The organism is Sandaracinus amylolyticus, assembly GCF_021631985.1.
In the GTDB taxonomy this organism is placed as follows: Bacteria; Myxococcota_A; Polyangia; order Polyangiales; family Sandaracinaceae; genus Sandaracinus; species Sandaracinus amylolyticus_A.
Map to the genome: position 1 here is coordinate 43,669 of NZ_CP070226.1, position 25,593 is coordinate 69,261.

Sequence of the window (25,593 nt, forward strand, 5' to 3'; positions counted from 1 at the left end):
GCGACAAGAGGCTGCGCCGCACCAGCAACATCGGTTCCAGCGCGAGAGTCCATCGCGCGAACGCATGATCCCACGACACCGATCCTCCACTGCACGGCGCGATCGTGGACGCTCCGACAACACCGCTGCTCGTGCGTCAGCAGGCGAAACACGCCACCGCCCGTGTGCGAGGGCGGGCGCGATGTGCGCCCTCCGACACGCACTCCGCTCTCGACCCGCGTACCTCGCGCCGAGCTCAAGGAGGGTCGTACGAGCAGCTGCTGCGGACCATCTGCGCAGCGTCCGTAACAGCGACATGCGCTGCGCGAACTCACGTTACTTCTTGTGGGACGGAGATCGGGCTGCGCGCTCGGCAGTGATCGCGCTTCGTGCGCGCGACAATGATCGCCGGTGCAGCGAGTCGATCGCTGCACTCGAGTCATTCACACCGGAACGATTGTCATGCTGTTCGTCTGTCCCCCGATCGTGCCCGGATCGAGAGCGCGAGAAACCGGAGCATGTCTCCGGTTTTTTGCCTCACGGATGCAGTCACCTCTGAAGTCTGCGCGTTCGATCGATCGCTCAGCCGCGGCAGGCCGCGCGAGTCGCCGCAGATCTTCCTCGCACGCCGTAAGCGGCGAGTGACTCTCGCGATTCGATCTCGCCATTGAGCCCTAGAGACCATGTGAGGCGAAACCCCAGATGACGAACCAAGAAGACGTGGCGACGTCGACGGGCGCTCTCACTGTGCATCCGCGGGACGACGGAATGACCCGGTGTGGGGCACTCGATGTTTGTGGCGCGCAGTAATTCGATGACAAGCGAACAAGCGAGTTTTCAGCACGCCGCGCTAGCACACGAGGTGGTCGTGCTCGAGACGTGGAAGGAGACCGACCGACTGTGCGGCATGCGTATCGCTCCGTCGGAGTCGCTGTCGTTGGCGTATTCGGAACCCGGGCAGGTGCTAGAGCTCGATGGCGCCGCAACCGGTGCTGGCGGTCTCTTCGCGATCGCGGCGCCGCCTGGCGTGCACCCGTTCGAGCTCCTCGTGCGACGCGGCTCGGCGACGGGTGAGCGAGTGATCGCAATCGCGCGCTCGACCGCGCGACTCCACGCGCGCGCGGTGCGCGGAGCCGGTTTCCCGTGGCGCGCCGCACGATCGAGCGACTGCGTCCTCGTCGCCGCGGGCGCGGGGATCGCCGCGATCTGCGCGCTCATCGAGCAGATGCTCGAAGAGCGGGAGCGGTTCGGCCGAGTCGTGCTCGTCTATGGCGAGCGCGACGTCGGCGACCTCGCCTATCGCGCCCGCTTCGACGACTGGCAAAGTCGACGCATCGAGATCATCCCGGTGCTCAGCCGCGCCTCGAGCTCGTGGCACGGTGCGTTCGGGCACGTGCATCACCGGCTCGCGGGAGCGACGGCCGCGATCGACACTTCCAGCGCGCGGGCATTCGTGTGCGGGATGGCGCCGATGGTCGAAGCCACACGCAGTGCGCTCCATGCGATCGGCATCGCCGACGACCGCATACACCTGAATCACTGACCCGATTCGCCGGGGGAGGAAAGCACCTTGAGCCACGCTCGTTCGGAGCTGCGGCAGACGGACGTCCGCGAGATCGCTCGCGCGGCGGTCAGCCCGCCCGTGAAGCAGGGAATACTCAGCGCGATCGGCAATACGCCGCTCGTGTACCTATCGCGTGTGTCCGACGATCTCGGACTGCGCGTGCACGCGAAGCTCGAGCTGCTGAATCCGGGTGGCAGTCTGAAGGACCGCCCAGCGCTGAACCTGATTCGCACAGCGCTCGACGAAGGCCTGATCGATCGCAACACGACGATCATCGAGTCGTCGTCGGGAAATCTCGCGATCGGGCTCGCGCAGGTCTGTCGCTATCACGGAATGCGATTCGTTTGCGTCGTCGACACGAAATCGACGCGCAGCAATCTTGCGCTCCTGCGTGCATATGGTGCGGAGGTCGAGGTCGTCACCGATCCCGATCCCGAGACCAGCGAGCTCCTGCCCGCGCGCCTCCGCCGCGTCCGCGAGCTCCTCGCGGAGCTCCCGAACTCGTATTGGCCCAATCAGTACCGCGCGCGGGCGAACCCGGCCTCGCATCGCCAGACGATGCGGGAGATCGAAGAGCAGCTCGACGGCGATCTCGACTATCTCGTCTGCGCCGCGGGCACGCTCGGGCTCCTGCGCGGTGCGTACGAGCACGTGCAGGAGCGCGGCCTGCGGACGACGATCGTCGCGGTCGACGCGCGGGGCAGCGTCACGTTCGGCAAGCCTCGACACAAGCGCGTGATCCCGGGTCACGGGTCGGCGCTCCGCTCCGATCATTACCGTCCCGACATCGCCGACGTCGTTCTGCACGTCGACGACGCGGCGTGCGTGCGGGGCTGTCGATACCTGCTCGACCGCGAGGCGATCCTCGCGGGCGGCTCGTCGGGTGCCGTGATGTCGGCGCTGCTCCAGACGTTCGATCGGTTCCGGAGCGCTTCGAACGTCGTCGTGGTGCTTTGCGACCGCGGCGAGCGATACGTCGACACCATCTACGACGACGTGTGGGCGGCCGAGCTTCTTGGCGAGCCGACATCGAGGAGCGCGCGATGAAGGCCGTCGTCTTCGCCGGGCAAGGCTCGCAACGACGCGGCATGGGCGCGGCGCTCTTCGAAGAGCTGCCGTACCTCACCGCGCGCGCGGAAGAGGTGCTCGGGTGGTCGGTCCGCGAGCTCTGCGTCTCGGGATCGGACCACGATCTCGCGCGCACCGAGTACACGCAGCCGGCGCTCTATGTCGTGCAGGCCCTCGCGTGGCTCTCGCGGCTCGAGCGCGGCAGCGAGCTGCCGAGATTCGCCGCCGGACACAGCCTCGGCGAGTACGCCGCGCTGTTCGCCGCGGGCGTGTTCGACTTCGAGACGGGGCTCGCGCTCGTGAAGCGTCGCGGCGAGCTGATGGGGCGCGCCGCGGGCGGTGCGATGGCGGCGGTGGTCGGGCTCCCCGTCGAAGAGGTCGAGCGTGTGCTCGCGTCGTCGCACGAGCTCGGCATCGAGATCGCGAACCTGAACTCGCCGCGCCAGGTTGTGTTGGCGGGTACGCCGGACGCGCTCGAGCGCGCCCGTGCGCCGTTCGAGCACGCGGGCGCGCAGTGGGTCCGGCTCGCGGTCGGCGCGGCCTTCCACTCGTCGCACATGGAGAGCGCAGCGCGGGAGTTCGCAGCGGCGCTCCACGCGATCACGATGAGACCGCCGCGCTTCCCCGTGCTCTCGAACCTGACCGCGCGCCCCCACGAGCACGATCCGCGGCCCGCGCTTGCGGCACAGATCCGCGCGACCGTTCGCTGGACCGAGTGCGTGGAGCACCTGGTCGCGCAGGGCGTCACCGAGTTCGAAGAGCTCGGCGAGGGCAAGGTTCTCACCGGCCTGCTCCGACAGATTCGGCGGGGACAGCCGTCGTGAGCGTGATCGAGCGAGCGAAGATCCGCGACGGGGTCGCCGTCGTCACGATGAACGACGCCCGGCGCCGCAATGCGTTCACGCCGGAGCTGCTCGCCGGGCTGCGCGCTGCGTTCGCGGGGGTTGCGGGCGACGAGGACGTGCGCGCGGTCGTGCTGCGTGGCGATGCGAGCTGGTTCAGCAGCGGCGCCACGCGCGAGGAGCTCCACGCGCTGGCAGACGGGCGCGCCGACTTCCGTGATCTCGGCATCGCGCGGCTGCTCGTTGACTGCCCGGTGCCGACGATCGCGGCGATCGAAGGTCACGCCTTCGGGGGCGGCCTCGTGCTCGGGCTCTCGGCGGACGTCGTGGTGCTCGCTGACGAGGCGATGTGCGCGGCGAGCTTCATGCGGGTCGGCTTCACGCCGGGCATGGGTGCCACGCGCATCCTGCCGGAGCGCCTCGGCACCGCGCTCGCCCAAGAGATGCTCCTCACCGGCCGCGCGTACCGCGGTGCGGAGTTGCGCTCTCGTGGCGCGGGGATCTCGATCGTGGCGCGCGCCGACGTGAGCGCGCGCGCGTCCACGATCGCGGCGGAGCTCGCGGACAAACCGAGAGCGTCGCTGGTTACGCTCAAGCGCCACCTGTCTCGAAGCCTCCGTGGGTCGCTGTCGGGCATCTACGAGCACGAACTCGAGATGCACCGCGCGACGTTCGCGCTTCCCGAGGTGCGCGCGCGGATCGCCGAGGTGCCCGATGTCTGACTCGCGCGACATCGCGATCGTCGGAGCCTCGGGGCGCTTCCCGGGCGCGCCCGATCTGGATGCTTTCGCGTCGCTCCTCGCGCGAGGCGAGGTGCGGGCAGACGATGTCACGACGCGCTGGGAGCGCGGCGGTCCCGAAGGACGCGCGGCGCTGCTCGAGGCCATCGATCGCTTCGATCATGCGTTTTTCCACATGTCGCCGCGCGAGGCGCGAGCGATGGATCCGCAGCAACGCATCCTGCTCGAGGAAGCGTGGCGCTGCGTCGAGTCCGCCGGCCTCGCGCCGAACGAGCTCGCGCGGGCGCGCACTGCCGTCATCGTCGGCGTGATGGCGCTCGATCACCTCCAGCGCGCGGCCGCGCTCGAGGGCGATGCGGTCGAAGCGTGGACGTGTCTCGGCAACTACGCCGGCATTCTCGCGAACCGGATCTCGTACGCGCTCGGGCTCGACGGAGAAAGCAAGGCGGTGGACGCCGCGTGCGCGTCCTCGCTCGTCGCGCTGCACGATGCGCGTCGCGCGCTCCTCGCCGGGGAATGCGAGTTCGCCCTCGTCGGCGCCGCCAATGTGATTTGCGATCCGCTGAAGCACACGTCGTTCGGGAAGGCGCGCATGCTGAGCCCGCGCGGCGTGTGCCGGCCGTTCGATGTCGAGGCCGACGGCTACGTGCCGGGTGAAGGCGTGGCCGTGCTGCTCCTGTGCCGGCTCGAGCACGCCGCGGCGCGCGGTCTCCATGTGATGGGCGTGCTCAAGGGTTCGGCCGTCGGACACGTCGGGCACGCGACGTCGATCACCGCGCCTCGCGCCGAGGCGCAGGCCGACGTGGTGAGACGAGCGCTGCGCGACGCGCGCGTCGCGCCCGCGACCATCGGGTACGTCGAGGCGCACGCGACCGGCACATCGCTCGGCGATCCGATCGAGCTCGAGGGCCTGCGCAGGGTGTTCGAGGACGAGCCCGCGTCGATCGCCGTGGGATCCATCAAAGCGAACCTGGGACACCTCGAGGCGGCGGCGGGACTGGCGGGCGTGCTCAAGGTGCTCGCGATGATGCGGCTCAGACGCATCGTGCCGACGCCCGCCGTGACGAGCGTGAACCCCATCCTGCCGCTAGACGGTGGACCGCTCCGTCTCGCGACGCACGACGAGGCTTGGACCTCGGCGAGCGGCGTGCCGCGGCGTGCGGGCGTGAGCTCGTTCGGGTTCGGCGGCGCGTGCGCGCACGTGGTGCTCGAGGAAGCGCCGCCGACCCAGCGTGGCGATGCGCGCGAGCGCGACGCGCTCGCGAACGGTCCGCTGCCGTTTGTGCTCTCGGCGCGATCGTCGTCGAGCCTGCGGGCCGCGATCGAGCAATGGAGCGCGCGCGCGCCCACTGCGGAGGATGCGCTCGACGAGCGCGCCACGTTGCTGCTCGGTCGCCAGCACTTCGCCGTGCGCTTCGTGTGCGACGACCCGAGTCCGATCGCGCTGCGCGATGCGCTGCACGATGCGCTCGCGCGCCCGATCGTGGCGCCGGACGGATCGCCGCGCATCCTTCTGCACCTCGGAGACCCGGGATCGGGGAGCGGTGCGGCGGGCCCGTGGTGGCGCGCGCTGTCCTCGTGTGCGCGTGGATGTCCGAGCCTCGCCAGCTCGTTCGAGCGCGTGCGCAGTGCGATCCATGCGCGGCTCGGCGCGCGCACCTGCGAGAGATGGGATGACGGCGCGGCCGCCGCCGACGAGTTGCGTGCAATGTCGGTGGCCGTTGCGATCACGTGGGGACGTGCGCTCGCGGGCACGATCGAGCTCGACGCCGTGGCAGGGAGTGGCGCCGGACGGCTCGCTGCGTGGGTCGTGGCGGGCTCGCTCGACGACGTCGACGCGATCGATGTCGCGATCGGCGCGTGCGACGCGTGCAAGGTCACGTGGCGCGCACCGGGGGGCGTGGTCGCGGACCTCGGCGGCGCGACGCTTCGGGTTCCGGGTATGCTCGAGGGCGCGTACCTCGTCGAGCTCGCCCGCGCCGTGGTCGTCGATGCCGACGACGAGGCGCAGATGTTCGCGGAGGCGCGCGAGCTCGCACCGCGGCAGCACACGTTCCGCAAGTATCTCGAGGAGTGGGCGCCCGCGCTCGCGCAGGTCGGGCTCTCGATCGAGCGCGCGCTCCGCGAGCGCATCGAGGACGCGAGCGGGCGCGCGCTCGTGAATGTCGCGCTGGTGGCGAGCCTCCGGCGCCTGTACGCGAAGTGGTCGCTCTCGGGACGCGTGCGCGCGCGCGGCGCGCTGGACGAGCTCGCCTGGCTCGCAGCGTCCTTCGACGTGACGCCGCTCGAGGTCGCCTGTGCGTTGCGCGACGGCGAGGTGGTCATCGCCCCGGGGCGGGTGGTGCGCGCCGATCCTTCGCGTCACCCGGCGCTCATCGCGTCGGACCGCGCGCGCTTCGCGCGCGATCGCGTCGCGCACGCTGCGGGCGTGTTCGCCGTGGATCCGCTCGTCGATCCTCGCGCGCTTCTCGGCGATCGTGCGATCGCGATCCACGTCGGCCCCGAAACCGCGCCGTCGGCCATTGCGATCGCTCCGCCCGGACACGACGCGACGAAGGCGCTCGCCGCGCTCTTCGGCGCCGGCGCATCGATCGACTGGCGCGCCTGGATCCGTGCCGACCAGGTCCGCCGCGTGCCGCTACCGACGTACCGCTTCGACCTCCATCGAGCCTGGCTGCAGATGCCGAACCACGATCCCCGTCATCCGATCGAGCCATCGCCCTCCACCGCGCCTGACGCGGCGCGCGCGAACGTCACGGCGGCGGACGAGCGTCGCACCACGCCCCCCTCGGCGCGTGTGCGACTCGCACCGATCACGCGTGCGCCCGAGCGCTCTGTGTCCGTGCGCGACGAGTCGCGCTCCGTGGCGGCGCCACCCGAGCACGCGATCTCGGCGCGCTCTACCGTCGAAGACGAGTCCCTCTCGCGCATGCTGCGGAGCTGGCTCGCGGCCGAGCTGCTCGTCGACGAGCGCGAGCTCGATCCGCGTCGTCCGTTCGCCGAACTCGGCGTCGACTCCGTCATTGCGGTCGAGATCGCGCGGCGCGTGCGAGCACAGTGGGACGTCGATCTGCCCGCGACCGCGCTCTACGACCATCCGACGCTCGACGCGCTGCGCGCTGCGATCGCGTCTCGGCTCGCGGCACGCGGTGAGGACGCGCGTCCGGCCGCGCCCGCGCCGACCACCGCGCCGCGGCGTGAGATCGAGCGCGCCGAAGCGCCCCGCGCTCCGCAGTCGCTCGCACCGAGCGCTCCGCCGCACGCGACCGACGAGCGGATCACCGTCGATCGTGACGCAGTCGCGAAGGGGCTCCGCGACGTGATCGCGGCCGAGCTCCTCCTCGACCCAGCGGCGCTTGATCGACGCCGTCCATTCGCGGAGCTCGGTGTGGACTCCGTCGTCGCGGTCGAGATCGCGCGACGTGTGCGCGAGAGATGGAGCATCGATCTTCCGGCGACAGCGCTGTACGACCATCCGACGCTCGAGGCGCTCACCCGCACGGTCGCAGCACGTGTCGCGGAACGCGGTCCGACAGAGCCGCCGCGCGCGGCCGGCGCGAGTGCCACCCCGCCGCCGAGCGAGCCGACGGTCCACGACGCCTCGCGCGCGCGGGTCGCCGCGCCGAGCCGCGCGCTCGACATCGCGATCGTGGGCATGGCGGGACGTTTCCCGGGTGCCGACGATGTGGACGCGCTCTGGCGCCTGCTCTCGGAAGGACGCAGCGCGATCGCCGAGGTGCCCCCGGAACGCTGGGCCGCGAGCGTGCATCACGATCCGGATCCGCGCTCGCCCGGCAAGACCGTCGGAAAGTGGGGCGGATTCCTTCGCGACGTCGATCAGTTCGACCCCGCGTTCTTCGGTGTGTCGCCCGCCGAAGCCGAGGTGATGGATCCGCAGCACCGGCTCTTCCTCGAGGCGTGCTGGCACGCGCTCGAAGACGCGGCGATCGCGCCGAGGCGTCTCGCGGGGTCGCGCTGTGGCGTGTTCGCTGGCGTGATGAGCGCTGACTACGACGAGGTGATCGCGCGTGCCGGTGGTGCCGGCGAGCTCGAGGCGCAGGCGCTGGTCGGCGGCTCTCCCGCGATGCTCGCCGCACGCGTCGCGTACTTGCTCGATCTCCGCGGGCCCACGCTCAGCCTCGACACCGCGTGCTCGTCGTCGCTCGTCGCGATGCACCTCGCCGCGCGCGCGCTCCGGAGCGGAGAGGCGGACGTCGCGCTCGCGGGCGGCGTGACACTGTACCTCACGGAGACGCCGTACGTCCGGATGAGCAAGGCCGGGATGCTGTCGCCGAGCGGTCGGTGCCGTCCGTTCGACGACGGCGCGGACGGGATGGTGCCCGGCGAGGCGGCTGTCGCGGTGGTGCTGAAGCGTCTCGATGACGCGCTCCGCGATGGTGACCGCGTCCACGGCGTAATTCGCGCGACCGGGATCAACCAGGACGGACGCAGCAACGGCATCACCGCGCCGAGCACCGACGCGCAGCGGCGCCTGCTCGAGGAGACGTACGGCGCGCACGACATCGATCCGTCGGCGATCACGCTCGTCGAGGCGCACGGCACCGGGACGACGCTGGGCGACCCGATCGAGCTCGCTGCGTTGCGTGAGGTGTTCGCGCGTGCGCCGCGCACGCAGGCGTGCGCGCTAGGATCGCTCAAGGGGAACCTCGGGCACACTTCGGCCGCGGCGGGCGCCGCGTCCCTCGTGAAGGTGCTGCTCTGCATGCGCCACGGCGAGCTCGTGCCGGCACCGGGGTTCGAGCGATGGAACCGACACGTGCAGGACGGCGGTCGTCCGTTCTACGTGCCCGTCGCACGCGAGCGCTGGGTGGGCACGCGCCGCGCGACGGTGAGCTCGTTTGGTTTTGGCGGCACCAACGCGCATCTCGTCGTGGATGCGCCGTCGCCGCGCGAGGGAGGCGCCGTCGCGTCCGATCGAGACGGGGGAGGTCCCTCGCTGCTCCTGCTGTCGGCGCGCACCGAAAGCGCGCTCCGGGCGGACGCGGCAGCGCTCGCGTCTTGGCTGCGCGGGCCGGGCGCGGCGGCATCGATGCGCGAAGTCGAGCACACGCTCGCGCGCCGCGAGGGCGGCTTCGCGCGGCGCGTCGCGCGCATCGTGCGGGATCGCGATGACGCGATCCGCGCGCTCGAGGGAGTGGCGCGAGGCGAGGCAGGGCCGGGCGACGGCTCCGCGGGCGAGCGGACGCTCGCGGCGCTCGCGGCGAGCTTCGTACGGGGCGACTCGATCGACACTGACGCGCTCGCGCGCGAGCGTGGAGGCCGCGTCGTCTCGCTCCCTCCGAGAGCGCTCGATCGCCGTCGGTGCTGGGTGCGCCGCCGCGACGAGGCGCCTTCGGACGCGCGAGACGATGCGCCGCTCACCGCAGCGCCCGGCGATGACGACGGGCTCGAGCGGAAGCTCCGGGCGCTCGCGGCAGACGTCCTGCGATGTGCGCCCGAGGAGATCGATCCGAGCGCCGAGCTGATGGGGCTCGGCTTCGACTCCATCTCGTTCGCCGCGCTCGCGCGGGGCATCGGCGACGTCCTCGCGATCGAGCTCTCGCCCGCAGTGTTCTTCGAGCGTCGCTCGCTGCGCGCGCTCGTGGAGCACCTCCGCGCGACCGGACGCAGCAGCGCGCCCGCAGAGGTCGTCGCCGCGACGTCGCCGAGCGAGCCCATCGCGGTGATCGGGTTGTCCGGTCTCCTGCCCGGGGCGCGCGACCTCGACGATCTCTTCGAGCACATCTGCGCGCGCGCGGACCTCGTCTCCGAGGTGCCGGCGCCGCGCTGGCGCTGGCAGGATCACGGCTCGCCCGAGCAGCCGGAGCGCGCGCGCTGGGGCGGGTTCGTCGACCAGGTCGACTGCTTCGACGCGGAGGCGTTCGGGATCACGCCCGCCGAGGCGGCGCAGATGGACCCGCAGCAGCGCCTCGTGCTCGAGCAGTCGTTCCGCGCGATCGAGAGCGCCGGGATGCGTCCGTCGGCGCTCGCCGGCACGCGGACAGGCGTGTGGGTCGGAGCGACCACGAGCGACTACCGCGAGCTCGTCGCGCGCGACGCCGAACCGGCGCCGCACGCGCTCGCCGGGACGATCCACAGTATCCTGCCGAACCGTCTCTCGTTCGCGCTCGACCTGCGGGGACCGAGCGTCGCGGTGGACACTGCGTGCTCGAGCTCGCTCGTCGCGCTGCTCGCGGCCGTCGACGCGCTGCGAAGCGGGGCGTGCGAGCTCGCGATCGTAGGCGGCGTGAACGCGATGCTCACGCCGACCCATCACGTCACGGCGAGCCGTGCCGGCATGACCAGCCCGCGGGGTCGCTGTCGCACGTTCGACGCGAGCGCGGACGGTTACGCGCGCGGAGAGGGTGTGGGGGTCGTCCTGCTGAAGCCGCTCCGTCGCGCACTTGCTGACGGCGATCCGATCCACGGCGTCGTGCGCGGAGGCACGGTCAACCACGGCGGCCGGGTCGGCGGGCTGACCGTGCCCAACCCCGTCGCGCAGACCTCGCTGCTCGTCGAGGCCTATCAGCGCGCCGGCGTCGACATCGCCGACATCGGGATGATCGAAGCGCACGGCACCGGCACGCGGCTCGGGGATCCAATCGAAGTGCGCGCGCTGCGAAACGCGTTCGAGGAGCTCGGACGGACGCAGCGCCGCCCCGCGCCGCCCGCGACGTGTGCACTGGGATCACTCAAGTCGAACGTCGGGCATCTCGAGGCCGCCGCCGGCATCGCGGGCGTGCTGAAGGCGCTGCTCTGCGTCTCGCGTGGCGTGGTGCCCGGGGTCGCGTTGCTCGAGGAGACCAATCCACACCTCGAGCTCGACGGGTCGGCCTTCTACCTGCCCCGCGAGACGCGCGCGTGGCCTGCGCCGCGCGACGGCTCGGGGCGTCGCATGCCGCGGCGCGCAGGCGTCAGCTCGTTCGGGTTCGGCGGCGTGAATGCGCACGTGATAGTCGAAGAGCACGTCGCGGCCGGCGACGTGCTGGGCGCGACGCTCGGGGCGGACTGTTCGGTGTTCCCGTTCGCGGCGCGCACGCCCGAGCTGCTCCGGGAGTACCTGCAGGCGTGGCTCCGGTTCCTCGAGCGCGAGACCGACACGAGCACTGCGCGGTTCGCGGCGATCGCATACACGCTTCGCGTCGGTCGCGAGCCGCACCCCGTGCGCACCGCGGTGCTCGCGACGTCGCTCGCGGAGCTCCGCGCCCGCATCGCCGCCCAGCTCGAAGGCGGCGTGGGCAGCGGAGTGCTCGCCGACGAGGTTGCCGCGTTGCCGGCATCATCGGTACAGGTTCCAGCGCGCGCGGATGCACGGGACGACGAGGCGCTCGCGCGCGCGTGGGTCGGCGGCGCGCTCCTCGACTGGAGCGAGCTCTACGCCGCCGCGCGTCCGCGCCGCACGTCGGTCCCTGCGAACCCGTTCGCGCGCACGCGCCACTGGCTGACGGGCGATGCGGCCGGTCCGGTACGGCCGCTCGTCGAGGAGTGGCTCGCGACTGAGCTCGTGGAGCGCGCTGCGACGCCGACCGCGACCCACCGGCCTGCGGGCGTCCGCCGCGTCGTCCTCGTCCGTGGCGATCAGCGCGAGCGGGCAGCATCCGCATTCGTCGGCCCCGCGACCGACCGTCGCACGTCCATCCTCGTCGTCGGCGCAGGCGGCGACGTCCGCGAGGATGACGACGCGTCGGTTCGCGCGCTCCCGGCGCGTCTCGGAGAGATCGACGAGATTATCGACCTCGTCGATCTCGGAGCGAGCGCCGCACCTCGGCCGTGGCGCGGTCGCGTCACGTTGCTGCAGGCGATCGTGCGCGAGCACCGTGCGCGCGGGCTGCGCATCCTGCACGCGCGCGACGCAGATCCGGTCTCTGCGCGCAGTGCTGCGACGGTCGCGGCGTTCGTGCGAGCGTGCGCCGCCGAGCACGGCACGATCCTGGCGCGCGCGTTGGAGCTCGACGACGCGAGCATCGGTTCGGCGCTCCGTAGCATCATCGACGAGGAGCTCGCGTGCGACGAGGGCGTCGTCGACGTCGCTCGGCGCGCAGGACGGCGCTTCGTCCCGCAGCTCGCGTCGGCCGCGCTCGACGCGTCGGTGCCCACGCTCGCTGAGCGCGTCCGCGCCGATGCGACGTATCTGATCACCGGGGGAACGCGCGGGCTCGGAGCGCGCATCGCCGAACATCTCGTCACGCTCGGCGCTCGTCGACTGGTGCTCGTCGGGCGCACGTCGCTCCCCGAAGATCGCGCCGCGCTTTCGGCGCTCGCAGCGCGTGACGCGGCGGTCCGAGCGGTCCTCGATCGCGCGCAGGCGCTCGAGGACCGCGGCGCCCGCGTGGTGCTCGGCGGTGGCGTGCTCTCCGGGGCGGGCACCACGCGTGCTCTGCTCAACCGTGCTCGCCGGGAGCTCGGACCAATTACGGGCGTCATCCACTGCGCCGGTCTCGTCGGCGACGGCGATCCCGCGTTCGCTTCGAAGGACGTCGACGCGATCGCGCGAGTGCTCGAACCCAAGCTCGACGCGACCGAGGTGCTCGCTGCCGAGCTCGCACACGATCCAATCGAATTCTCCGTGCTGTTCTCGTCGGTGTCGGCGCTCTGCCCCGCGCTCTCCGCGGGCGTGTCCGACTACGCCGCCGCGAACGCTGCGCTCGACGCGTTCGCGCGCGCTCGACACGCCGCTGGAGATCGATCGGTGATCTCGGTTCAGTGGCCGAGCTGGAGCGAGTCCGGCATGGGCGAGGTGAAGAGCGCGCGCTACCGCGAGCTCGGCTGGCGCGGGCTCCCTGACGCGCGCGCGATGCGCTTCTTCGACGCGCTCCGTCCGGGTGGGATGCCCCCGGTCGTCTGCGCGGCGTACGCAGACGCGACGCGGTTCGACCGCGCACGTGTGCTCGGCATCAAGCCGAGGACGAACGTCGCACGACCCCACGAGGCACCGGAGGACACGATCGCCGACGGCGCGAATGTCCAGTGGCTGCGCCGCGTGATCGCATCGGAGCTCGGTTTGCGCGCCGAGCGCATCGATCCTCGATCGAACTTCGCGGATCTCGGCATCGACTCGATCCTGCTCGCGCAGCTGATCAAGCGCCTCGATCGCGAGCTCGGAGCGCAGCTCGATCCCGCGCTCCCGATCGAGCAACCGAGCGTCGAAGCGCTCGCGGCCGAGCTCGCGCGCCGCGGGCTCGGCCCCGCAACTGCACCGCGCGCCGCGGACCCGCCGATGCCACACGACTCGTCCGCCATGACCGTCACCACGGAGGGCGCGAGCGCTGCCGGCATTCCCGCGAGCCGCTACGCGATCGTCGGCATCGCAGCGCGTTTCCCGCAGTCGGCCGACAAGGACGCGTTCTTCTCGAACCTTCTCGCCGGCCGAGATTGCGTGACCGAGGTGCCGCGGACGCGCTGGGACGCTGCGCGTCTCTACGCGCCGGAGCCCTCGCCGGGACGCAGCATCAGCCGCTGGGGCGGCTACGTCGACGGAATCGAGGAGCTCGACCCGACGCTGCTCGGGCTCTCGGGCGAGGACGCTGCGCACGTCGACCCGCTCGTGCGGCTCTTCGTCGAGGCCTCGCTGCGCGCGCTCGAGGACGCGGGCCTCGCGCCCGAACAGGTCGCAGGACGGCGCGTCGGCGTGTTCTGCGGTGCGCGCACCGCGGGGTACCAGTCGCGAATCGAGACGCCGCGCCGGTTCAGCGTCGTCGCGACGGGACAGAACTTCATCGCCGCCCACGTCTCGCAGCTCTTCGACCTGCGTGGACCGAGCCTGGTCGTCGACTCCGCGTGCTCGTCGTCGCTGCTCGCCGTCCATCTCGCCTGCCGCAGCCTCGACGCGGGCGACTGCGAGCTCGCGATCGCCGGCGGGGTGGAGGTGCTCCTCGACGAGCACGCGTACTTGATGCTGAGCAGCGCGGGCACGCTCTCACCTTCCGGGCGCTGCCGCACGTTCGACGAGCGCGCCGATGGCTTCGTGCCGGGCGAAGGTGCGGGCGCAGTCCTGCTGCAGCCCCTCGAGCGCGCGCTCGCCGAAGGCGCACCGATTTACGCCGTGATCGAGGGCTCGGCCGTGAACAACGACGGCCGCACGATGGGCGTGACGACCCCGAGCCCGAGCGCGCAGGAGGCGCTCCTGCGCGCGACCCTCGCCGACGTCGGCGTCGACGCGCGAACGATCGGCTACGTCGAGGCGCACGGCACCGGCACGCTGATCGGCGACCCGATCGAGCTCAAGAGCCTGACCGAGGTGTTCCGCGACCACACCGACGAGCGCGGGTTCTGCGCGATCGGTAGCGTCAAGTCGAACATAGGTCACCTCCTCTCGGCGGCAGGGATCGCGGGCCTCGTCAAGGTCGCGCTCGCGCTGCACCGCGGCGTCATCCCGCCGACGATCCACTGCGAGCAGCCGAACCCGCGCTTCGCGTTCGAGCGCTCGCCGTTCTTCGTCGCGCGCGAGGCATGCGTGTTTCCGGTGATCGCAGGAGCGCGTCGAGCAGCAATCAGCTCGTTCGGATTCGGCGGTACGAACGTGCACGCGATCCTGCGCGACGTGGATGCGCGCTGGCCGCGCGCCGCGGCAGTGCGCTCGCCGCTGCCTCCGCGGGCACTGTCGCGCGAGCGGCGGTGGCTCGAGAAGCTGGCGCCCTCGGTCGTGCCGCCGCGCCCGGCGGAGCCGCGCCCAACGCCGCCTCGTACCGCCGAGCGCGTGCACGGTGTCTTCCGTGTTCGTGACGTGGACCTCGGGTGAGAGCGAAGGACGACGAGATGCGACGAGCGTTCGAAATCGAGATCGAGCACGACAACCCGATCGCGCGTGACCATCGCGTGCACGGTGCGCGGGTCGTCCCCGGCGTGACGTTCCTCGAGCTGGTGCGCGGCGCGCTGCGCGGCGGCGAGGCGAGCATCGAGATCCGTGATCTGCTCTTCCACGCGCCGGTGGTCGCGCGCGAAGGCGAGACGCGTCGCGTGCAGGTCGTCGTTGACGGCGCGCGCGTGCGGATCACCAGCCGCGGGCTCGCGGGCCCCGAAGACGAGCTCCTGCACGCCGAGTGCATCGTCGCGACCGACAACGGCGCGCTCGCGCCCGATCCTACGATCGATCCCGGCGCGCTGCGTTGCGGGGCGATCGGCACCGCGGATCTCGACCGCGTGTACCGGTTCGCGCGCACCGTCGGGATCGAGCACGACGGCGTGATGCGCAATCGCGGCCACGTGTGGCGCGGTCGCGATCACGTCCTGCTCGAGCTCGCGCTGAGCGAGCGCGCGCGCGACGAGGCGAACGGATTCGTCTTGCATCCGGCATTGCTCGACGGCGCCACGCTCACCGTCGTGCCCGCGGTGCTCGAGCGGCTCGGGCCGGCACGGAGCGGTCACGCTTACGTGCCGCTGCACGTGCGCCGGTTCCGCTGCAGCGCCGCGCTCGGCGACCGCTGCCTGGTGCTCGCGAGGATGCCTGCGGACCCGCGGCCGGGCGCTGACGTGTACGAGATCGATCTTCGCCTCTTTGACGTGACGGGTCGCTGGGTCGCGACGTTGGACGGGCTTTCCGTCAAGCGCGTGCGCTCAGCGGATCGGATCACCGTCGGACCGCGCGAAAGCGCGGCTCGCATCGACAACGGCACGCCGGCGCTGGTGGAGGGCGAACGGGATCCGCTCAAGCGTGTGCGCGCTCTGGTGGGAGCGCTCACGGGCCGCTCGCCCGACGCGCTCGCGCCCGATCAGCCGTTCTACGACCTCGGGCTCGAGTCGCGCGAGCTCGTGGCGATCGCGCGTGGTCTCGAGCGGGCGGCGGGACAGCCGCTCTATCCGACGCTTCTGTTCGAGCACGACACGCTGCGCCGCCTGACGACGCACCTGCTCGGCGAGACGCCGAGCCTCTTCGCCGAGACGTCGAGCGACGTCGAGCGCTCGCCGCGAGACGCCGAGGCCTCGGGAGAGCCGCTGGAGCTCTTGCTCGGGACGCCGACGTGGCGCGACGAGCCGATCATCGCGCCGGCGCCGACCCCCACGACGATCGCGCTGGTCGACGACGGTGACCCGATCGCCGATGCGCTCGCTTCGCTCGCGAGCCCCCACCTGCGCGTCACGCGCGAACCGATCGGGACGTGCGCATCGGATGCCGCGCACTGGGAGCGCTTCGCCGCGCAGTTCGACACGGCGCCCGCATTGGTGCACGTCGCCGGCACTCCGGACGCCGCGATGGCGCTCGCGCTGGTGCTGCGGGCGTTTTCGCGCCGTGGCCTGCGGCCGGCGGTGCTTCACGTGCACCGTGCGCCGGGGCCGGTGGAGCTCGAGGCGCTCCACGCGATGCTCGCGTGCGCGTGGCGCGAGCAGCGACAACGGGGCCGACACCTGACGATTGCACCCGACGTCGCGATCGGGCGCGCCGCCGAGATCGTGCTCGGCGAGATCCCCCACGCTGACGAGGCGCCCCTTGCGGTACGCCACGACGGTGCGCGGCGTCGTCGGGTGCGACGCATCGTGCGGCTCGAGCCGACTGCGCCCACCGCCGGCGCGCTGCCACGGCGCGAGGCCGTCATCGTGATCACCGGGGGCGCGGGCGGTCTCGCGCGCATCGTCGCGCAGCACTTCGCGGCGCGGTGCTCTGCGCGCATCGCGCTGCTCGGGCGCTCTCCGCGGGACGCGCGCGTAGAGGCCGCGTGCGCCGGGATCGAGGCGGCCGGCGGGCGTGCGCTCTACGTCCAGGCCGACGTCGCAGATCGCGCTGCGGTGCAGGACGCGATCACGACGGTGCGCGAGCACTTCGGAGGCGTGCACGGCGTCGTGCACTGCGCCGCCGTGCTCCGCGACGCGCTCCTCCGTGACGTCGGCACCGACGTCATGCAGTCCGTGCTCGCGCCCAAGCTCGCCGGCGCGCGTCATCTCGACGATGCGACGCGCGGCGACGATCTCGAGCTCTTCGCGCTTTTCTCGTCGGCGAGCGCGTGGCTCGGGAACGCGGCGCAGAGCGTGTACGCGTGGGCGAACGCGTCCATGGACGCGTTCGCCCACGCGCGTGCGAACGAGGTCGCGGCGGGGCGCCGCCGTGGTCGTACCGTGTCGATCGCGTGGCCGCTCTGGGCAGAGGGCGGGATGCGCACCGACGAGACCGCGATTGCGGCGATGCGGGACCAACTCGGGCTGGCGCCGCTGCCGACCGCGACCGGTCTCGATGCACTCGATCGTGCGCTCGCGTCGGACACGACCGTCGTCGCGCCGCTCGCCGGCAATGCGATCACGATCACGCGTGCGGTCCTGACGACGCAGCCGTCGGACGTGCACGCCGCGCCGACCGTCGCACGCGCGTCCGACGCGCGCGTCCAGCGCGCCGGCGTGAGGTCCGACCGCGAGGGCTTCGACGAACCGATCGCGATCATCGGCATCGCCGGTCGCTATCCCGGCGCGCGCGAGCCGCGCATGCTTCACCGCCTCGTCGCGGAGGGGCGTAGCGAGATCCGGCTCGCGCCCGAAGGCCGCCTCGGGCCCGAAGCAGGCTCCCCGATCCACGGCGCGTTCCTCGACGACATCGCTCGTTTCGACGCGCGTCTCTTCGGCATCACGCCGCACGAGGCGGCGCGTATGGCTCCCGAGGAGCGCCTCTTCCTCGAGACGGTCTGGGAGCTGCTCGAGGACGCCGCGTACACCCGCGAGGCGCTGCGCGCGCAGGCCGACGCGCGCGACGGCGCGATCGGCGTGTTCGTCGGCACGACGTACTCCAACTACGGGCGATTCGCGCATGAGGCGTCCGACCGGGGCCGTCTCGCCCTCGCCTCGCTGTACATCGTTCCGAACCGGGTCTCGCACTGGTTCGATTTAGATGGCCCGAGCCTCGCGATCGACACGGCGTGCTCGGGGTCGCTCTCCGCGATCCACCTCGCGTGCGAGAGCCTGCGACGCGGCGAATGCAGCGCGGCGATCGCGGGTGGCGTGAGCCTGTTGCTCACGCCCTGGCGTCACGTCGGATTCGGCGAAGTCGGCATGCTCGCCAGCGGCGGCGAGTGCCGCACGCTCGGTGATGGCGACGGCCTCGTGCCCGGCGAGGGAGTCGGCGCCGTCTTGCTCAAGCCGCTCGCGAATGCGCTGCGAGACGGCGATCACGTCCACGGCGTCGTCCTCGGCTCGGCCCTCAGCCACGGCGGGCGAACGCCGAGCGTCACCGCCCCCAACCCGCGCGCACAGGCGCGCGCGCTCCGTGCGGCCCTCGCGCGCGCTGGTGTGACGCCGGGGTCGCTCGGCTGGATCGAGGTCGCAGCCGCCGGTCTGCCGATCGCAGATGCCATCGAGATCGCGGCGCTCGGAAAGGTGCTCGCGCCGCGCGAGACGCCGGTCGCCATAGGCTCGCTAAAAGGCGCGATCGGCCATCTCGAGGCGGCCTCCGGCGTCGCGCAGCTGACGAAGGTCGTCTTCCAGATGGCCGACGCCGTCCGCGTGCGCACGCCGCACGCCGAGCGTGTCCGAACCGATCTCGACTGGGAGCGCGCGCGCGTGCGTCCGCAGACGACGACCGAGCCGTGGCCGCGCGAGCAAGGCGAGCCGAGGCGCGCCGTCGTGAGCGCGTTCGGCGCGGGAGGGAGCAACGCGCATCTCGTCATCGAGGAAGCGCCGCCGACGCACGAGGACATGGCGGTCGGGCCCGAGCTCGTGTGCCTGTCGGCACGCGACGAAGCGGAGCTCGCCGCGTACGCGCTGCGTCTGCGAGAGCATCTGACCGCGCATCCGAGCACGTCGCTCGCGCGCGTCGCGTACACGCTCCAGGTCGGGCGCGCGCCGATGGACACGCGCGCCGCGATCGTCATCGAGTCGCTCGACGCGCTCGTCGCCGCGCTCGACGTGCTAGCGCGCGGCGACACCGGATCGGCCTCGGGATGGCTGCGCGGCGTGGGGCGCGCGCCGAGCTCGCTCGCGCCGATCTACGGTGACGACGAGGGGCGCGGCATGCTCGCCGAGCTCGTCGCACGAAGTCGATGGAGCAAGCTCGCGCAGCTCTGGTCCGCGGGCGTGGCGTTCGACTGGCCGTCGTTGCGGCGCGCTGCCGGAGTGCGCCGCCTCGCGCTGCCTGTGCGCCCCCTCGCCGGCGAGCGGCACTGGATCGGAACGCCTTCCCGCGAAGTAGAAACCGAAGCGACCGTGGATGTCGGGCCGCCGCACGAGGCTTCCGCCCTGGCGGCGCCGGTCGAGACCGGCGCCGCCGGCGGATCGCCGACTGCACATGCGCGGTGGATCGACATCCTCCGCCGGCATGCGTCGGAGGTCCTCTCGGTCTCCGCGGCGGCGCTCGGAGCGGACGACGATCTCTTCGACCTCGGCATCGACTCGCTCGCGCTGATGCGCCTGCTCGCGCGAGTGCGCGACGCTCACGCGGTTCGCGTTCGCCCCGACGAGGTCGCGGACTGCCGCACGCTCGCCTCGATCGCGGAGCGGCTCGCGTCGCTCGCGAGCGGCCCGCGGACGACGCCCGCCGACGTGGCGCCGGTGGCGACGGGGCAAGCACGCCCGCACGCGCCACTCTCGCTGAACCAGGAGGCGATCTGGGTCGCGCAGCAGATCGCGCCCGAGGCGACCGCCTATCACGTCCCGGCTGCGTTCCGGGTGCGCGGATGGCTCGAGCCCGACGCGCTCGATCGTGCGGTGCGCGCGCTCGCCGAACGGCACCCCGCGATGCGCACCCAGGTCGCGATGATCGACGGCACGCCGCAGCGCCGCATCGCGCCGCGCCCGCTCGCCGGGCTCGAACGCCACGAGCTTCCCGGCGCGTCCCTCGAGACGTGCGAGGCGCGCGCGGCGGAGCTCGTCCACAGGCCGTTCGATCTCGAGGCGGGTCCGCTGGTGCGCGTGCACCTGATCACCGGCGCCGACGATGCACGGGTCGTCCTCGTCGTGGCGCACCACCTCGTCTGCGACGGCGTTTCGATGGCGGTCCTGATCGACGAGCTGACGGCGCTCGCCACCGGCGCGGAGCTCGCGCCGTCGCCCGCGACCGACTACGACGAGTTCGTCGAGTGGCAACGCGCGATGCTCGGCTCCGCCGATGCAGACGCGCACCGTGCGTGGTTCCGCCGAGCGCTCGAGGCACCGCTCGAGGCCGCGACGCTCCCGTACGATCGACCGCGCGGCGCGACGCGCCGGTTCGCCGGCGAGTACCACACGTTCGGGCTCGACGGCGCCACGATGTCGGCGCTCCGCGCGCTCTGCCGTGCGCGTGGCGCGAGCCTCTATCACGGGCTGCTCGCCGCGTTCGAAGCGCTGCTCTTCCGCTATGGAACGCGAGGCCCGATTGCGATCGCGACCGGCGTGCTGGGTCGGCCCGAGCCGCGCTTCGAGGGCGTGGTCGGCGACTTCAGCAATGTCGTGCCGCTCCGCGCCGAGGTCGACGGCGAGCTCGCATTCGACGCGCTGCTGCAGCGCGTCCGCGAGCATGCGCTGCGCGCGATCGGCCACGCCGACATGCCGCTTCTCGAGATCGTACGAGATCGCGACCGCGAGCTCGGGGAGGCGCCGCCGCTCACGGTCTGCTTCGCTCTCCAGAACTGGTTCCGCCAGTACGGCGGCGCCGTGCGCCGCGATGCGCCCGCCATCGCGCTCGATCCGATCTTCACGATTCATCAGGCAGGCGAGTTCGACCTCACGCTGATGATCTACGAGCGCGACGACGACGCGATCGCGGTGCTCAAGTACGACCCCGACCTCTTCGATCGCACGACCGTCGAGCGCATCGCGGGCCACTACGCGACGCTGCTCGCGGCGGGCGTGGCGACGCCCGAGCGCGAGATCTCGGCGCTGCCGCTCCTGAGCCGCGCCGAGCTCGCGCTGGTCCGAGATGGTTGGGCCTCCAACGATCGTCCGTTCCCCGACGACGTGTCGCTGCCCGATCTCGTCGAGCGCGTCGCCCGCGTGCGCGCGGCGGAGATCGCGGTGCGTGCCCCCGACGGCGACGTTCGGTACGCCGAGCTCGACGCGCGCGCTTCGCGCCTCGCGGTCGCGCTCTGTGAGCTCGGCGTCGAGCTCGGTGAGACCGTTCCGGTCCTCGCGCCACGCGGCGCCGGGCTGGTGACGGCGATGCTCGGCGCGATGCGCGCCGGCGGGGCGTACGTACCGATCGAGCCGCGTCTGCCCGCAGCGCGCATCGAGACGATACTCGCCGACTCTCGCGCGCGCGTTCTCATGGCCGCACGCGCCGCGGTCCCCGCACCGCGCGCGCTGCTCGCACGCCTCGGCGAGCGCACCGCCATCGAGACCGTCGTCTGGCTCGACGACGACACGAACGTCGAGATCGACCGCACCGCGCTCGCGGGCGCGCGCATGCTGCGCGCGCTCTTCTCGCGTGGCGCGCCCGCGCCTCGTGGAGGCGATCTCACGCTGCGCTTCGCAGCGCGCACGCTCGATCGCGCGCATCTCGCAGGCGCGGCACGCGAGCTGTCGGAGCGCCTGCGCCTCGAAGGCGTCCACCCCGGCGCGCCGGTCGCGATCCTGTTCTCCGATCCCGCCGCCGAGATCCTCGCGCGCCTCGCGATCGACGAGCTCGGCGCGCGAGTGGTGTCGCTCTCGCCGCGGTCCTCGCGTACCGAATCGCACCGGGCGCTCGTCGCCTCGAACGCCATCGCGCTCGTGTCGGAGCGCGCGCACGTCGACGCGCTCGACGAGCTGCACCAGCGAAGCGGAGGCGCGCTGCTCGCGATCTGCGTGGACGACTACGACCCCGGCGCTCTGCCCGATGACAAGGAGCACGCGATCCGCACGGTATTCGATGCCTTCAGCAACGTCGACGTCGACGAGCTGAGCGGCTACGGGTGGGCTGACAGCTACGAGCGACGTCGGTTCTCCGACGCCGAAATGCGCGAGTACGTCGAGAACTTCTGCACGAAGCTCGACTCGCTGCTCACGCCGAGCTCGCGCGTGCTCGAGATCGGCTGCGGCCAGGGCCTCGTGCTGTTCGAGATCGCTCCGCGCGTCGCTGAGTACGTCGCAACCGATCTCACGCCGGCGATCATCGAGCGCAACCTGCAGCGCGTCGCGCGGCGCGGCTTGAGCGGCGTGACGTTGCTGCCCCTCGCGGCGCGCGAGATCGATCGTGTACCGGGGCGGGGAACGTACGACGTCGTCATCGCCAGCAGCGTCGTCCACTACTTCCCGAACACGCTCTACCTCGAGGACGTGATCGATCGCGCGATCGATCTGCTCGGCACCCAGGGCGCCGTCTACATCGACGATCTCCTCGACCTCGACCTCAAGGAGTCGGTCGAGGAAGAGCTCCGGCGCTTCAAGGCCGAGCATCCGGACGCCGCGCCCAAGCTCGACTGGGATCAAGACCTCTTCGTCGGACGCGCTTTCTGGGCCGAGATCGCACGGCGCCGCCCCGAGATCGTCAGCGTGGAAGCGACGCCGAAGCTCGGACGCATTCCGAACGAGCTGACGCGCTTCCGGTACGACGTGCTGCTCCGCGTCGACAAGTCGCGCGCAGGCGCGCCTCGCGCCGCCGGCCGCCGGCCGATCGTGGATCTCGCGCTCTTCCGTGCCGCACCGCTCGACGCGGACCGAGAGAGCCCCGCGCTCGGCGATGCGCTCGGTCGTCTCGCGGCGGCCCGCTCGGACGTGCATGGCGCCAGCGCGGTCGCGGCCTGCGACGCGCGCGCGCCGAAGCCCGCCGTCGGGCCGAACGACCTCGCGTACGTGCTCTACACCTCGGGCTCCACCGGGGCGCCGAAGGGCGCGATGATCGAGCACGTCGGAATGCTCAACCACGTGTTCGCGAAGGTCCACGACCTCGCGATCGGTGAGCGCGACGTCATCGTCCAGAACGCGTCCCAGGGCTTCGACATCTCGGTCTGGCAGATGCTCACCGCACTCTGCGTCGGCGGGCGCACGCTCGTCGTCGACGACGACACCGTGCTCGAGCCGCGCGCGTTCCTCGACGTGATCACGTCCGAGGGCGCGACGATCCTCGAGGTCGTTCCCTCGTACCTCGCGGTGCTGCTCGAGGTGCTCGAGGCGGAGCCGCAGGTCGCGCTGCCGGCGCTGCGTTGGCTCCTCGTCACGGGCGAGGCAGTGAAGCCCTCGCTCGTCGAGCGCTGGCTGCGTCGCTTCCCCGCGATCCCGGTGGTGAACGCGTACGGACCGACCGAGTGCTCCGACGACGTGACGCACCACATCCTCCGCGCCGCACCGGAGGGCGAGACCACGCCCATCGGCGTGCCGGTCTCGAACTTCCGCATCTACGTCGTCGACGAGCACACGCAGCTCGTGCCGATCGGCGTACCCGGCGAGATCGTCGTCTCCGGCGTCGGCGTCAGTCGCGGGTATCTGAACGATCCGGAGCGCACCGCGCGCGCGTTCGGGATCGATCCGTTCCGCGGCACGGACGTGCGTCTCTATCGCACTGGCGATCTCGGTCGATGGCGCAGCGACGGAGTGCTCGAGTTCCTCGGACGTCGCGATCACCAGGTGAAGATCCGTGGACATCGCATCGAGCTCGGCGAGATCGAGGCGCGCCTCGCGGCGGTCGAAGGCGTCGCCGATGCCGTCGTGATCGCACGCGAGGACGAGCGCGGCGACAAGCAGCTCGTCGGGTACGCGGTGCCGCGTCCCGGCGTGATGCTCGATTCCGACACGGTCCGAACGCAGCTCTCGGAGACGCTGCCCGCAGCGATGGTGCCCGCGCACGTGGTCCTCCTCGCGTCGCTTCCGGTGACGGGGAATGGCAAGGTCGATCGGCGTGCGCTGCCGAAGCCGCAGCTCGACGGTGCTGCATCGAACGAAGCGCGCGTCGTGGAGGCTCCGCGCGGTGACCTCGAGCAGGCGGTCGCGGACGCGTTCGCGACCGTCCTCGCGATGCCCGTGGATCACGTCGGGCGCGACGACGACTTCTTCGTGCTCGGCGGCGACTCGATCAAGGCGATTCAGCTCTCGACGCACCTGCGCGCGCGCGGGCTCGCCGTGCGCATCCAGGACTTCTTCGAGCGCCCGCGGGTCGACGCGCACGCGAGCTATCTGCGCCGCGCCGATGCATCGCGGCGCGAGCGGGTCACCGGCGACGTCGCGCTCTCGCCGATCCAGCGCTGGTTCCTCGCGACGTATCGCGACCACCGGGACTGGTACCACCACCGCGCCGTCCTGCGCGTGCATGACGTCGACGCAGGTGCGCTCGCCGCCGCGTGGCGCGCGACCGCCGAGCACCACGACCTCTTCTGCGCTCGCCTCGCCGAACAGTCTGACGGTCCGGCGATCTTCGTGCCCGAGATCCCGTCGCCCGCCGCGCTCGAAATCGTCGATCTCGGCGATGCGGTCGATCCGTGGCAAGCGATCGAGTCGCACGGCGACGCGTGGCTCGAGCGTTTCGATCTCGCGAGTGGTCCGCTCGCTGCCGCGCACCTCTACCGGAGCGCGGGCGCGGGCGACGTGCTGGTCATCACCGCGCACCACATCGCCGTCGACGCGACGTCGTGGCGGGTGATCTTCGAGGATCTCGCGAGCGTTCTGCGAGACCTCGCGCGCGGCGATCGCCCGAACCTCCTGCGCAGCGATCCGTTCGCCGACGTGGTCCACGCGATCACCACGAGCGCAGCCGGCGAAAAGGGTCGGCGAGACCTCGCCTGGTTCCGCGCGCTCACGCGCGGCGAGTGGGCACGTCTGCCGGGGCGCAAGCCCGTCGCAGCGAGACCGCGCGGGGAGTGCCGGCGCGTGTCGAGCACGGTCGACCGCGCACGGATCGCCGAGCTCACGGCTGGGGCGGCTCGTTACTGCCGCGCCGATCTCCAGGACGTCCTCCTCACCGTCGTCACGAGCGCGATCGCGGAGTGGGCCGCGAGCCCGCGCGTGCTCCTCTCGATGGAGTCGCACGGTCGCGATCTCGGCGAGCATGTGGACGCGGGGCGCACCGTCGGATGGCTCGCGAGCCTCTACCCGATGGGCGTCGAGGTCGCGGCGGATCGTGATCTCGGCTTCCGCCTGAAATCGGTCAAGGAAGCGCTGCGGCGCGTGCCGGGCGGCGGCGTCGCGTACGGCGCCGCGCGCTGGATCGAGGGCGACGTCTCGCTCGCGATCGACCCCGAGATCACGTTCGACTTCTTCGGCGAGATCACCGCCCCGTCGAACGCGCCGTTCGCGCTCGACGTCGAGCGCTCGGGCCTTCGCACCGCGCCGTCGAGCCCGCAGGAGGTCCCGCTCGCGATCGAGGCCGTGCAGCGCGACGGCGCGCTCGATATCCACTTCGGCTTCCATCCCGACGAGCTCGACGAGGCCGCGTTGTCGCGGCTGCTCCGCCGCGTCGACGCCCTCCTCGAGGAGCTCGTCACGTTACTGCGCGAGCGTGATCACGCCGAAGCGACGCCGTCCGACTACGGCGCTCGCGACGTCGAGCTCGACGAGCTCACCGAGATTCAGTCCGCGCTCCACGGCATCGAGCTCTGAGCGCACA

Annotated in this window: 6 protein-coding genes; all 6 read left to right on the forward strand. The window is 71.9% G+C overall.

The genetic code is table 11. The features are described 5' to 3' along the window. The first annotated feature begins 847 nt into the window (after positions 1 to 847). From I5071_RS45880 to I5071_RS45905, 6 genes are read left to right on the forward strand one after another with little or no spacing between them, the layout of a single operon-like run. The gene (locus I5071_RS45880; protein ID WP_236607811.1) at positions 848 to 1,522 is read left to right on the forward strand and encodes a hypothetical protein; all 675 of its coding nucleotides are present in this window, start codon (positions 848 to 850) and stop codon (positions 1,520 to 1,522) included. Positions 1,523 to 1,549: 27 nt separating this feature from the next. Beyond that, positions 1,550 to 2,590, forward strand: a complete 1,041-nt coding sequence (sbnA, locus tag I5071_RS45885; protein ID WP_236607812.1) for a 2,3-diaminopropionate biosynthesis protein SbnA — start codon at positions 1,550 to 1,552, stop codon at positions 2,588 to 2,590. After that, positions 2,587 to 3,435, forward strand: coding sequence for an ACP S-malonyltransferase (gene fabD / locus I5071_RS45890; protein WP_206607135.1), 849 nt, complete (start codon positions 2,587 to 2,589; stop codon positions 3,433 to 3,435). The genes sbnA and fabD overlap by 4 nt, the downstream gene beginning before the upstream one ends. Next, complete coding sequence (locus I5071_RS45895; protein ID WP_206607136.1) at positions 3,432 to 4,175, forward strand: polyketide synthase; 744 nt, start codon at positions 3,432 to 3,434, stop codon at positions 4,173 to 4,175. The genes fabD and I5071_RS45895 overlap by 4 nt, the downstream gene beginning before the upstream one ends. After that, entirely contained in the window at positions 4,168 to 14,931 is a 10,764-nt protein-coding gene (locus I5071_RS45900; protein WP_206607137.1) for a beta-ketoacyl synthase N-terminal-like domain-containing protein, read from the forward strand. The genes I5071_RS45895 and I5071_RS45900 overlap by 8 nt, the downstream gene beginning before the upstream one ends. Then, positions 14,928 to 25,586, forward strand: a complete 10,659-nt coding sequence (locus I5071_RS45905) for a non-ribosomal peptide synthetase (protein ID WP_236607813.1) — start codon at positions 14,928 to 14,930, stop codon at positions 25,584 to 25,586. Before I5071_RS45900 ends, I5071_RS45905 begins: the two co-directional genes overlap by 4 nt. The last annotated feature ends 7 nt before the right edge of the window (positions 25,587 to 25,593 follow it).